Here is a 12,321-nt window from a genome sequence, read left to right as displayed (position 1 = left end):
TAGCGTTCGCGGATGACGCCGGCCAGTTCGACGCCGTTCATGCCGGGCATGATGATGTCGGAGAACACGAGGTCGGCGGAGAACTCGTCCTGGGCGAGGATGGCGAGCGCGGCGTCCGCGCTGGCGACGCGGCGGACGGTGTAGCCGAGGTCCTCAAGCAGCTCGGTGGAGAACTGTCCGACGTCGTCATTGTCCTCGACCACGAGCACGCGGTAGCCGCGGCCGCGCGCGGCGGGCTCGCTGCCCGAAGCGGCCGCCACCACGGCATCGGCCGGCGTCGGGGCCTGCGGCAGGTAAATGGTGAACGTCGCGCCCTGGCCGGGCGCGCTCGCCACCGCGATGTCGCCGTCGGACTGCTTGGCAAAGCCGAACGCCTGGCTGAGGCCGAGACCGGTGCCCTTGCCGACTTCCTTGGTGGTGAAGAACGGCTCGAAGATGGTCTCGAGCAGGGCGGGCGGGATGCCGGTGCCGGTGTCGGTCACGGTGATGGCGACGAAGTCGCCGCTGCGGGCGGGCTGGGCGCGCAGCGGCGGAATGGCTTTCACCTTGCGGACCTCGATGGCCAGCCGGCCCTCGCTGTCCATGGCATCGCGGCTGTTGACGGCGAAATTTATCAGCGCGGTCTCGAACTGCGCGACGTCGGCGATCGCGAAACAATTGAGGTCGGCGATGTCGACGTCGATCCTGATGCGGGCGCCGACCAGCGGGCGGATCAATTGTGCAACTGATTCAACCTGGGTTCCGACGTCGAACACCTGCGGCTTCAGCGGCTGCCGGCGCGCGAATGCGAGTAATTGCCCGGTCAGCTTGGAGGCGCGTTCCACCGTCTCGCCGATCGCGTCGACATAGCGCCGGCGGCGCTCTTCCGGCAGTTCGCGGCGGCGCAGGAAATCGCTCGCGGAGCGGATGATGGTCAGCAGGTTGTTGAAATCATGCGCCACGCCGCCGGTCAATTGCCCGACCGCTTCCATCTTCTGCGACTGGCGCAGCGCTTCCTCGCCCTGGCGGCGCTCGGTGACGTCGATCGCCTCCGGCACCGCGCCGATCACGGCGCCATGCCGGTCGCGCAGCGGACGCATCGCGAAATCGAAATAGCGGTCGCCGACCGGCAGATGCAAGAGCATCTCGATCTTGACCTCCTCGCCGCGCATCACGGCGATGAAGGCATCGTGGACGGTCTCGCGCATGCCCTTGGTTCCGGTAAACCATGGCGTCTCCCAGAATGGCTGACCGATCACCGCGCTCGCATCGGCCCGAATGCCTGTCAACGCCGTCCTGTTGACGTGCAGGAGGTCGCCGTGCTGGTCGAGCAAGCCCTGATACTGATGGCTGGTCTCGAAGATCGCCCGCATCTGGGCTTCGCTGGCTTCGAGTTGCGCGGTCCGTTCGGTGATCCGCAATTCGAGGATCTCGTTCAGCCCGCGCAGATCGTGTTCGGCCTGCTTGGCCGCCGTGATGTCGTGGGCGACGCCGATGAAACCGATGTGGTTGCCGTTCGGATCCCAGCGCGGCTGGGACTCCGAGCGCAGCCAGCGCCATTCGCCGTCGGCGCGCAGATAGCGGGCTTCCAGCACGAAGGGTTTCAGCGTGGCTTCGCCGGCGATCGATTCCTGCACCACGCGCGTCATGTCGTCGGCATGCAGCCGCTTGCGCCAGTCGAACGCGATGGCTTCCTCGAACGGCAGCCCGAGGAAATCGACATAGGCCTGGTTGGCGAAGGAACGCGTGCGGTCGAGCTTGGTGACCCAGATCGGCACCGGCGCGGAGTCGGCGATCAGGCGGAAGCGCTCCTCGCTCTCGCGCAAGGTTTCCCGCGCCATCAGTTGCGAGGTGACATCGAGGTCGGCGCCGACCAGGCGCAGCGCGCGGCCGTCGCTGTCGCGCTCGATCTTGGCGACGACGCGGATCCAGCGGATCGCGCCGTCATTCGGCCGCACGATCCGATATTCGGCCGAGTAGTCCTCGCCCGCATCCTTCAGGACACTGAACAGATGCTGGACCGTTCGCTCGCGATCCTCGGGATGGATGCGGCCGACCCATTCCTCATAGGTCTCGTTGGCCGCCTCGGGCGGCAGTCCGTGAACCAGAAGGTATTCGGGGGAGCGGCGATTCTTGACGCCGTCGCGGAAGTCGATTTCGAGTCCGCCGATGCCGGCGATGCGCTGGATGCGCGCCAGTTCCGCTTCGCGCTCCTGCAGGGCGCGATGGACGCTGTCGCGTTCGCTGGCGATTTGCTGCAGATGTTGCCGCAACCGCTCGTCGGCGGCAGCTTCGGGCAGGACGTTCGTGGAATCGGAAGGGGTCATGCGTGCCGGCAACCTCTGGCGGTATTTTCACACAGGACGCGTCGAAATATCCAGCCTCATTTGCTCTTTGCCGGAGGCCTGCAGTTGTAGGCCCGGCGGAACCCGGCCGCCTGCGCCTCATCTTCGGAACAGAACCAGCGGTCCTGTTTCAATCCGGGATAGGAGCGGCACGCCTGCAGGTGATAGATGCCGAGGTTCCCGGTGACGCGCGCGCGGACGGCATACTTGCCCTTGATGTTGCAGCCTGCCGGCATCACGAGATCGTCGGGGAAGATGGCCTCGCGAATCTCGCGATCGCGGTCGGTGCGGCAGGCGGCGCCGAGCAGCGGACCGTCCTTGTTGCCGGCGCTGAACTCGCGCGGCGCGACGAAGCAGCCTTTCCATAATCCCAGGCGGTCGTCCTTGGCGCGGGCCTCATCCGGCTTGAAGCGTCCGCTCGCGGAAGCCTCGACGTTCAATGCAAAACCCTTTTGAACGAGCAATTGACTCAGGCTGGTGGTCTCGCCCTCGATCCTGCACACGCCGATGCGTCGTTTCCTGTAGGTCGGATCCGCACCCAGATCGTCGCAACGGACCTGCTTGCCGTCGATCAGCTTGCTCAGTTGATCGCGCGCTTCGATCCCGCAAGTCCACACGTCGGCATGCTCGTCGATGCAGAGCTGGTCGATGGGTGGAACATCGATGCCGTCGAGCCGGTAGGTGATGTTGCCGAGTTGAAGCGCGTTGCCGTCCTTGACGGTGGCGGGTGCGGCCGAGCTCTGGCTGGCCGGAACGGCGACCGACAGCAACGTCGCGACGAGAAAAATTCGTGACCGCATCTGTTTCATTTCAAATCAATTCCGGGAAGCCGCCGCTGCCTTCTAGCATAAGGCGGACTGATTGGACCAAGACACCGGCGCTAATCGGTGGCGGGCGAGGGTTGGGGAAAACCTGACGTGCATTATGCCACCGCATCGAACGGCGCTCATTGACTTCATGAGAACAAATGAAGAACATGTCTGCCGTCGCCCAACGCGGAAATGCTGCCATGTCGTCCTCTCCCGAATTGAAGTCTGACGAGAGCGACGAGCTGGAAAATGCTGTAGATCAGGCCATTTCGGCCTGCGGCGGCGACATGCGGGCGACCGTCCGCGCGCTGATCGTGGCCAACGAATTCCTGGAATCGGAGGTCGCCGAGCTGATGAAGGCGGTATCCCGCGCCTACGCGCGCGGACGGTTCAATTCCTATTCCGGATGAAGGGCGAGCGGCCGCCGCGGCGGGACTGACACGAGACCGTTGCCTCCATCGATTTTTGCTGTACGACAAGCGGGTTACCCGCGTCCCGCAATCCCGTTGCGGGGGAGGATCCCGCCCAGAGCTCAAGCAAGAAGAACATGTTCAAGAGAATTTTGATTGCAAATCGCGGCGAGATCGCCTGCCGGGTCATCAAGACTGCGCGGCGGATGGGGATCGAGACGGTCGCGGTGTATTCCGAGGCCGACCGCGACGCGCTCCATGTCGAGATGGCCGATGAGGCCGTGCTGATCGGCCCGCCTGCGGCCGCCGAAAGCTATCTTCTGATCGACAGGATCGTCGAGGCCTGCCGCAAGACCGGCGCGCAGGCGGTGCATCCCGGCTATGGCTTCCTGTCCGAACGCGAAGCGTTTCCGCGCGCGCTCGAAGCCGCCGGCATCGTCTTTATCGGACCGAACCCGGGCGCGATCGCCGCGATGGGCGACAAGATCGAATCCAAGAAGGCCGCCGCCAAGGCCAAGGTCTCCACCGTGCCGGGCCATCTCGGCGTCATCGAGGACGACAAGCAGGCGGTGAAGATCGCCGACGAGATCGGCTATCCCGTGATGATCAAGGCTTCCGCCGGCGGCGGCGGCAAGGGTATGCGGATCGCGCATTCGAAGGCGGAGGTCGCTGAAGGCTTCAGCCTCGCCAGGGCCGAAGCGAAATCCTCGTTCGGCGACGACCGCGTCTTCATCGAGAAATTCATCGTCGATCCCCGCCACATCGAGATCCAGGTGCTCGGCGACAAGCATGGCAACGTGATCTATCTCGGCGAGCGCGAATGCTCGATCCAGCGCCGTAACCAGAAGGTCATCGAGGAGGCGCCGTCGCCGCTGCTCGACGAGACCACCCGCCGCAAGATGGGCGAGCAGGCAGTGGCGCTCGCCAAGGCCGTGAACTACGACTCCGCCGGCACCGTCGAATTCGTCGCCGGTCAGGACAAGAGCTTTTACTTCCTGGAGATGAATACCCGCCTGCAGGTCGAGCATCCCGTCACCGAACTGATCACGGGTATCGACCTGGTCGAGCAGATGATCCGCGTCGCGGCCGGCGAAAAGCTTGCCATCGCGCAGAAGGACGTCACGCTGACGGGGTGGGCAGTGGAATCCCGTGTCTATGCCGAGGATCCGTTCCGCAACTTCCTGCCCTCGATCGGCCGTCTGGTGAAATACCGGCCGCCGGCGGAGGCGAGCCAGGACGGCGTCACCATCCGCAACGATACCGGCGTACAGGAAGGCGGCGAAATCTCGATCCATTACGATCCGATGATCGCCAAGCTGGTCACGCATGCGCCGTCGCGCGCTGCCGCCATCGAAGCGCAGTCGACCGCGCTCGATGCGTTCTATGTCGACGGTATCAGGCACAACATTCCGTTCCTGTCGGCGCTGATGAACCATCCGCGCTGGCGCGAGGGCAAGCTTTCCACCGGCTTCATCGCCGAGGAATTTCCGAATGGCTTTGCCGCGCGTGCGCCGGAAGGCGAGGTGGCGCGGCGGCTGGCCGCCGTGGGAGCTGCGATCGATCATGTGCTCGGCGAGCGCAAGCGGCAGATTTCAGGCCAGTTGACCGGCCGGCTGGTGCAACGCGAACGCCGCCGCGCGGTGTGGCTCGACCGTGACGAAATCGGGCTCGATGTGGCGCGCGAGGCCGACGGCATCGCGGTACGGTTCATCGGCGCCGACGGCCTGCCGGGCAATCCGCACAATCTGATTTCGACCTGGACGCCGGGTGAGCCGGTCTGGCACGGTACGATCGACGGGCATTTCGTCGCGATGCAGGTGCGCGCGATTCCGAACGGCATCCGTCTCGCCCATCAGGGCTATGAGGTCGCGGTCAACGTCTTCACCGAGAGCGAGGCGGCCGCCGCGCGGCTGATGCCGGTGACGTCGGCCGCCGACACCGGCAAGAAGCTGCTTTGCCCGATGCCCGGCCTCGTGGTCTCGATCGCCGTGAGCGAAGGCCAAGAGGTCAAGAGCGGCGAGACGCTGGCCGTGGTCGAGGCGATGAAGATGCAGAACGTGCTGCGCGCCGAGCGCGACGGCACGGTGAAGAAGATTCACGCCGCAGCCGGCGCGACGCTGGCGGTGGATGCGCTGATCCTGGAATTTGCGTAACGCAACCGTCATTGCGAGCGCAGCGAAGCAATCCATTGCTTCGTCGCTTCGGCGCAAAATTGCTCTGCAATTTTGTCTCGAGCTCCTCGCAATGACGGCGGATAGAACTGAGGACATCCATGGCATTCCGTCAGCGCCGAGAAAAGCTGCGTTCCATCCTCAACGGCCCGACCTGCATCAGGCCGGGCTCGGTCTATGACGCGACCTCGATCCGGATTGCCGAAGACTTAGGCTTCGAGCTCGGCATGTTTGGCGGCTCGGTGGCCTCGCTGGTCGTGCTCGGCGATCCCGACATTGCGCTGATCACGCTGACGGAACTGGCCGAGCAGATGCGTCGCATGTCGCGGGCCGCGGCGCTGCCGGTGCTGGTCGATGCGGATCATGGCTATGGCAACGCGCTCAACGTCCGCCGCACCGTACAGGAACTCGAGGCCGCGGGCGCGGCCGGGCTGACCATCGAGGATACGCTGCTGCCGCCGGCATTCGGCCAGACCGGGACGCAACTGATCCCGCTGGAGGAGGGCGTCGGCAAGATGAAGGCCGCGCTCGACGGGCGCAGCGATCCCTCGCTGGTCATCATGGGCCGCACCGGGGCGGTGTCCGTCACCGGCCTCGATGATGCGATCACGCGGGCGAGGGCCTATGAGGCGACCGGTGTCGACGCGCTGTTCTTCACCGGCATCAAGAGCCGCAGCGAACTGGAAGCGATCTCTGCCGCGACCAAACTGCCGATCGTGCTCGGCGGCGCGCCTGAGGAGATGACCGCGATCGATTACCTCACCAACCAGCGCGTGCGCATCGCGCTGCAGGGCCACGCGCCGTTCGCCGCCGCCACCCAGGCGGTCTACGAGACGCTGAAGGCGTTGCGCGAAGGGACCTCGCCGAAGCATCTGAAAGGTATCGCGTCGGCCGAACTCACCGCGCGGGCGATGCGCGAGGGCGACACCAGGGCGCGCAGCGCGGCGTTTCTCGGACTGAAGAAGTAGGATGAGCGCGGCGCTCCGCCACGTCACGATCCGCGGCCGGGTGCAGGGCGTCGGCTATCGGGCCTGGGTGGCGGACGAGGCGACCGCGCGCGGCCTGGACGGCTGGGTGCGCAACCGCCGCGACGGCAGCGTGGAGGCGTTATTCGTCGGGCCCGGCGACGTCGTCTCCGAGATGATCGCCGCCTGTCGGCGCGGACCTTCGTCGGCGCGAGTCGATGCCGTGCAGGACGAAGCCGCCACTTCCGACATGCTGAAGCTGCGGCGGGCAGGGGAGCCGTTCTCGCTGCTGCCGACGATCTGACTTTCTCGACAGGGCGGAAGAGCGCACGCGCGAGGTGACCGAATGAAGCCGCAACAGTCCGGACGCGACTGGCGAAAGATACACCATTCTCCGATGTTCTGGATCGGCGTCGTGATGTGCCTTGCCGCGATCATGATCTACGTGTTGTCGGATGACCTTTCATGGCGGCCCGGTGCGCGATAGTCTAGAATAACCCCGGGCTCAGGTCGATGCCGTAAGTCAACATCAGCAGGCCAACGAACAGACCGGCCGCGCAGAACAGCACGAACTGCCTGAGAATCTCGATTTCGTTGACGGTAGCAATGGCGCGCGAAACAGCCCGTGCAATAACGGTCACTGCGACTCTCCATGCTTTATAGCGCCCGTGGGATTGATAGCGCGGCGCGTTCGGCATGGATGTGAACTGGGTCACCCATCGACGAAATGACCGGCAGAGGATGTGGACGCGGCTGCCGGGAGCTTGCCGCTAATGCGTCCGCTCGCGCGGCGTCACTTGGCCGTCATGCTGGATCGACCCGCTCTCGACATATTGCAGGCCGACCGCGGAATAGACGACGCTGCGATTTCTGCCGAGGCGCTTGGCTTGATAGAGCGCAGTGTCGGCTTCGCCGACCAGCGCGGACTCATCGAGGGTCGAGCGGGTCCTGGTGGCGACGCCGGCACTGACGGTGACGTATCCACGACTAGCCGCGGTGTTCGGAATGCCGAGCGCGCGGACCGTGAGGCGGATGGCTTCGGCAACCTTCAGGGCGTCGCCTTCCGAGGTATTCGGCAGCACGACGGCGAATTCCTCGCCGCCGTAGCGCGCGGACAGGGCCGACGTGTTGCTGGTCGCATCGCCGATGGCCTTTGCGACGGCCTGCAGGCAGCGGTCGCCGGCCTGGTGTCCATAGGTGTCGTTGTAGCCCTTGAAATTGTCGATATCGAACAGCAGTACCGAGATCTCTTCGCAGGCTTCGTATTCGCGCCGCAGGAAGCCGTCGAAGGTTCGCCGATTGGTCAGCCCGGTCAGTCCGTCGGTCGCGGCAAGCTGGGTGAGGCGGCGGTTGAGCTGCGTCAGCTCGTCTTCCATCCGCTTGCGCTCGGTGACGTCGCGGATGACGCAGAGAAATTGCTTCCCCTCGCCATCGCCGGCCTCCGACGCCAGTTTAAATTTGCTCTCGACCCAGGCCAGCGTTCCGTCGCCGCGATAGTGGCGGAATACGACCGTGCTGACGTTACCGATATCGTCAAGCCGCGTAGTCGCCTGCGTGACGCTTTCCCGGTCCTCGGGATGGATCAGATCGAAGCATGATTTTCCGACCAGATCCTTCGCGCGCAGCCCGAGCACCGGTTCGACGGACAGCGAGACATAACGCAGCATGCTGCGGGCATCGATCAGGACGATGATGTCGGCAATGTTGTCGGCCAGCAGCCGATAATGTGCCTCGCTCTCGCGGAGCGCGCGTACGGTCCTGGTGCGCGAGCGGAGTTGTAGAGAAACCAGCGTGGCCAGCAGGACGATCATGCACAGCAGAACGCCGGCGACGGTGGCGTCGGTGCGCAACGTCTTCCACCACTCGGCGAGCAGCCAGTCTTCCGACATCGCCAGGGTGACGATGGTCGGATAATGCGGCGTTCGCTCATAGCCAATGTACTTCGTAATGCCGTCGAACGGGGAGATGACCTTGTAGTATCCGACGGAGCTGAGCTTCAGGCGTCTTGAAATCAGGTCAGTCCCGGAAAGAGTTGTATTTGTGTCTGATGACGGCCATCGAATCAGGATGGCGCCGTCGTTTCGCAGCAGGCTGATGCTGCCGGCGGGACCGAGCTGGAAGGTCTTGTAGAACTTGTTGAAGTAGTCGCTGTCGATCGCGGCGGTAAGGACGCCGCCGAAGCTGCCGTCCTGTCTGTCGATGCGCTTCGACAGGATGATCGTGGAGCGTCCCGTCAAGCGTGACTGCAGCGGCTCGCTGATGCGAAGTGCGCTTCCAGGCGTGTCACGATGGTGGATGAAGTAGCCTCGATCGGAATTGCTGTGCCTGGGCGTTTCCGGCAACGAGGAATATCGCCATCTGCCGTCGACGTCCAACACGCCGATCTCGCGGATCTGCGGCAGTGAACTGGCGGTATCGGCCAGGTATTTGTTGAACCGCTCGGGCAACGGGTCCCGGTATTTCAGGAGATCGACCATTCCGGCCATCGCAATATCGGCCGAACGGATCGTGTGGGAGGCATGCTCCGCCAGCGAGTGGGCCAGGTTCTGGATGTCGGTCTGGCCGCTTGCGAGCGTCGTTGCCTTGGCTTCCAGTGATTTCCAGACCACGACGCCGAGCACGCAGGCGGTCATCGCCAGGGCAAAGGCGATCACGACGGCCGCGGGAGATGTCCGGCGCAGCAGCCTGCCGGGGTCTGGGGGAGTGAGATCGGGCATTTCTCGCCTTGATGTCCGTGCACGCCCGACCCGTCGGCCGGAATCGCTCATAAGGAATCTAAAAGAGGACAGGTGCCGAAGCGGTTAACGACTCGATCGGAAAAGCAGCGGCTGGCTGTGTTTTCGCCGCTTCCATCCCGGAACTGAAAGGGACGCGCGCCATCGGAGCGGTGGGGGACGTGATCCAGAAAGCGCTGCCGACGGCCCTTAACATCCGCGCAGTTACGTCAGATATTTCTGTCATGACAGAAACAACCGATAAGAAGAAACTCCCGGCCGTCGTCGAGCGGTTCATCCTGCACTGGGGCGACATGGGGGATGAGTGGGGCGTCAACCGCTCCGTCAGCCAGATCCACGGCCTGCTGTATCTCGCCGAGGCGCCGATGACCGCGGAGGACATCGCCGAGACGCTCGGCATGGCGCGGTCCAACGTCTCCAATTCGATCAAGGAATTGCTGGCCTGGAATCTGATCCGCCGGGTGCCGATCCTCGGCGACCGCCGCGATCATTTCGAGGCCGAAACCGACATCTGGGAAGTGGCGGCGCGGATCGCCGCCGGCCGCAAGGAACGCGAGATCGATCCTGCCGTCGACGCGCTGCGCGCCTGCGTTTCCGACGCGGCCGACGATCCGGCCATCAGTCCGGTCGCCGCGAAGCGGCTGAAGGAGATGCTGGCTTTCACCGAACTGGTCGACCGCTGGTACACGCAGATGCTGAACGTGCCGCGGCCGCGGCTGGTGGCGCTGATCAAGCTCGGCGAGAAGATCGTCAGCTTCCTGCCGGCGGGGAAAAGCAAGTAGGGGCAGAGGGGCAAGGCAGGAGCGTGTGATGGCGTCCACGAGAGTACCAAGGTCTTCCGTAACATCCGCCTCGAACACCATCCTGCTCGACGACCACCGCTTCCACGATCTGTTGCCCGACGAGGCCTGGGGCCGTCTGCCGCTGGCGATCTGGCGGCGCTTCTCCAAGCGTTTTGCCGACGGCGAGACCGTGGTCTATGTCGGCACGATCGAGCAGGCGAGCTTCACGTCGGCCGGCTGGTGGCTGGCGCAGCTCGCGCGGATCATCGGCGGGCCGCTGCCGCTCTGCAGCGAGACCGGCGTTCCCATGGTCGTGACGGTGACGGAAGCCCGCGGCGGCCAGATCTGGACCCGCATCTGCACGCGCAGCGACGGCTTTCCGCAGGTCATTCACTCGGCAAAACGCTTCGCCGGGCCGACCGGGCTCGAGGAATATGTCGGCTGCGGCGTCAGCATGGCGCTGCGGATCTTCGTCGAGCATGAGGCGCTGGTGTTTCGCAGCGTCGGCTACTCCCTGCAACTCGGATGGTGGCGGCTGCCGCTGCCGGCCTCGCTCACGCCAGGCGATCTCACCGTGACCCATTCCGATCTCGGCGGCGGCAGGTTTCGCTTTGCGCTCGAGATCGTTCACCCCCGCTTCGGCAAGCTCATTCGTCAGTCCGCCGTGTTCATGGAGGCCACATCATGACGTCGCTGCTCTGGATATTGATCGCCATTCAGGTCGTGATGGGCGCGTTCGATACGTTCTATCATCACGAGCTTACCGAGCGGCTCGCCTGGCGCCCCTCGCAGCGCTACGAACTCATGCTGCATAGTCTGCGCAACATGCTCTATGCGCTGTTGTTCCTGGTGCTGGGCTGGCTGGAAGTGCATGGCGTCCTCGCCATGCTGATCATCGCGGTGCTGGCTGCCGAAATCGTCATCACGCTGATGGACTTCGTCGAGGAGGACATGAGCCGGAAACTGCCGGCCAGCGAGCGCATCAACCACACGCTGCTTGCGATCAATTACGGCGCCATTCTCGTGCTGCTGCTGCCGGTCCTCTTCGACTGGGCGGCGCAGCCGACCGGGATCAAGTCTGCCTATACCGGCTGGCTCAGCCTGATCGCGGCGGCGGCGGCTGTTGGCGCAGCGCTATTCGGCCTGCGCGATTTCGCGGCGGCCAGGCGGCTTGCGCGCATGACCTGCACGCCGGCGGCAGGCCTCTTGGAAAAGCTGCCGGCGCGGCAGACGGTGCTGGTCACCGGCGCCACCGGCTTCATCGGCAGCCGCCTCGTCGCGGGCCTGAGCGGCGCCGGTCACCAGGTGATCGTGCTGGTGCGCAATCCCGCGAAGGCCGACATGCTGCCGCCGCCGATCACGCTGATCACCAGCCTCGATCAGCTTGCCGCGGACGCCAGCATCGATGCGATCGTCAATCTTGCCGGCGAGCCGATCGGCAACGGGCTATGGACCGAAGCCAAGCGCCGCACGATTCTGGACTCCCGCATCAAGATGACCGGCGACCTCGTTGCCCTGATCACGCGGCTCGAACGCAAGCCGAAGGTCCTGGTCTCGGGATCGGCGATCGGCTGGTACGGACTCTGGCAGGACCAGGTGCTGACGGAGTCGGCGAAATCCCATGCCTGCTTCAGCCATGAGCTCTGCGAGGCCTGGGAGAACGCGGCGCGGCCGGCGGAAGAGCAGGGGGTGCGGGTGGTCTACTTGCGGATCGGGCTCGTCATCGGCACCGATGGCGGCTTCATCACGCGGATGCTGACGCCGTTCGAGTTCGGCCTTGGCGGGCCGCTCGGCTCGGGCCGGCAGTGGATGTCATGGATCGAGCGCGACGACCTGATCCGCCTGATCGCCCATGTGATCGCGCGTCCGGAAATCTCCGGCCCCGTCAACGCGACAGCGCCGATCCCGGTCACCAACCTGAAATTCACCGAAGAACTTGGCCGAAGGCTGCGCCGGCCCGCGTTTTTCCGCATCCCCGATCCGCTGCTGCGCAGGCTGGGCGGCGATTTCGCCAACGAATTGCTGCTGGGCGGCCAGCGCGTGCTGCCGAACAAGGCGCTCAGCAACGGCTTTGTGTTCCGGCACGAAACGCTGCGCAGCGCGTTCGAGGCGATCCTGTGAGGAG

General features: G+C 64.7%; 13 protein-coding genes. 8 read left to right on the top strand and 5 right to left on the bottom strand.

The features are described 5' to 3' along the window. The 3 genes from V7E26_RS03105 to V7E26_RS03095 form a co-directional block, all read right to left on the bottom strand. Window positions 1-2,306 (bottom strand): hybrid sensor histidine kinase/response regulator (locus V7E26_RS03105; RefSeq protein WP_324413360.1); only part of this gene is annotated, 2,306 nt, incomplete at its 3' end. Window positions 2,307-2,362: 56 nt separating this feature from the next. Continuing rightward, a complete protein-coding gene (locus tag V7E26_RS03100; RefSeq protein ID WP_324413358.1) occupies window positions 2,363-3,124 on the bottom strand; it encodes a thermonuclease family protein in 762 nt (253 codons plus the stop codon). 10 nt (window positions 3,125-3,134) lie between these two features. Continuing rightward, window positions 3,135-3,335, bottom strand: a complete 201-nt coding sequence (locus V7E26_RS03095; protein WP_324413357.1) for a hypothetical protein — start codon at window positions 3,333-3,335, stop codon at window positions 3,135-3,137. Here V7E26_RS03095 and V7E26_RS03090 point away from each other — a divergent pair. From V7E26_RS03090 to V7E26_RS03070, 5 genes are all read left to right on the top strand, one after another. After that, window positions 3,334-3,543 carry a hypothetical protein gene (locus tag V7E26_RS03090; protein WP_324413356.1) on the top strand — a complete coding sequence of 70 codons (210 nt, stop codon included), beginning with the start codon at window positions 3,334-3,336 and terminating at the stop codon, window positions 3,541-3,543. The genes V7E26_RS03095 and V7E26_RS03090 overlap by 2 nt on opposite strands. A gap of 137 nt (window positions 3,544-3,680) precedes the next feature. Next, entirely contained in the window at window positions 3,681-5,696 is a 2,016-nt protein-coding gene (locus V7E26_RS03085; protein WP_324413354.1) for an acetyl/propionyl/methylcrotonyl-CoA carboxylase subunit alpha, read from the top strand. Window positions 5,697-5,815: 119 nt separating this feature from the next. Continuing rightward, window positions 5,816-6,682, top strand: a complete 867-nt coding sequence (locus V7E26_RS03080; RefSeq protein WP_324413353.1) for an isocitrate lyase/PEP mutase family protein — start codon at window positions 5,816-5,818, stop codon at window positions 6,680-6,682. Window position 6,683: 1 nt separating this feature from the next. Then, a complete protein-coding gene (locus V7E26_RS03075) occupies window positions 6,684-6,983 on the top strand; it encodes an acylphosphatase (RefSeq protein ID WP_324413352.1) in 300 nt (99 codons plus the stop codon). 42 nt (window positions 6,984-7,025) lie between these two features. Then, a complete protein-coding gene (locus V7E26_RS03070) occupies window positions 7,026-7,166 on the top strand; it encodes a hypothetical protein (protein ID WP_324413350.1) in 141 nt (46 codons plus the stop codon). Between the two features lies 1 nt (window position 7,167). Here V7E26_RS03070 and V7E26_RS03065 read toward each other — a convergent pair whose 3' ends face one another. Next, the gene (locus V7E26_RS03065; protein ID WP_324413348.1) at window positions 7,168-7,320 is read right to left on the bottom strand and encodes a hypothetical protein; all 153 of its coding nucleotides are present in this window, start codon (window positions 7,318-7,320) and stop codon (window positions 7,168-7,170) included. A gap of 129 nt (window positions 7,321-7,449) precedes the next feature. Then, entirely contained in the window at window positions 7,450-9,396 is a 1,947-nt protein-coding gene (locus tag V7E26_RS03060; RefSeq protein WP_324413346.1) for a diguanylate cyclase, read from the bottom strand. Window positions 9,397-9,638: 242 nt separating this feature from the next. Here V7E26_RS03060 and V7E26_RS03055 point away from each other — a divergent pair, with 242 nt between their 5' ends. From V7E26_RS03055 to V7E26_RS03045, 3 genes are read left to right on the top strand one after another with little or no spacing between them, the layout of a single operon-like run. Beyond that, the gene (locus V7E26_RS03055; protein WP_324413344.1) at window positions 9,639-10,196 is read left to right on the top strand and encodes a GbsR/MarR family transcriptional regulator; all 558 of its coding nucleotides are present in this window, start codon (window positions 9,639-9,641) and stop codon (window positions 10,194-10,196) included. Window positions 10,197-10,224: 28 nt separating this feature from the next. Then, window positions 10,225-10,884, top strand: a complete 660-nt coding sequence (locus tag V7E26_RS03050; RefSeq protein ID WP_324413342.1) for a DUF4166 domain-containing protein — start codon at window positions 10,225-10,227, stop codon at window positions 10,882-10,884. Further along, on the top strand, window positions 10,881-12,317 hold the full coding sequence (locus V7E26_RS03045) for a TIGR01777 family oxidoreductase (protein ID WP_324413340.1): 1,437 nt from the start codon (window positions 10,881-10,883) through the stop codon (window positions 12,315-12,317). The genes V7E26_RS03050 and V7E26_RS03045 overlap by 4 nt, the downstream gene beginning before the upstream one ends. Window positions 12,318-12,321: the final 4 nt, after the last annotated feature.

Origin of the sequence: Bradyrhizobium sp. (genome assembly GCF_036735945.1) — a bacterium.
Taxonomy (GTDB): domain Bacteria; phylum Pseudomonadota; class Alphaproteobacteria; order Rhizobiales; family Xanthobacteraceae; genus Bradyrhizobium.
Note: the sequence above shows the minus strand (reverse complement) of the source record. Positions and strands in the feature narration are given on the sequence as shown.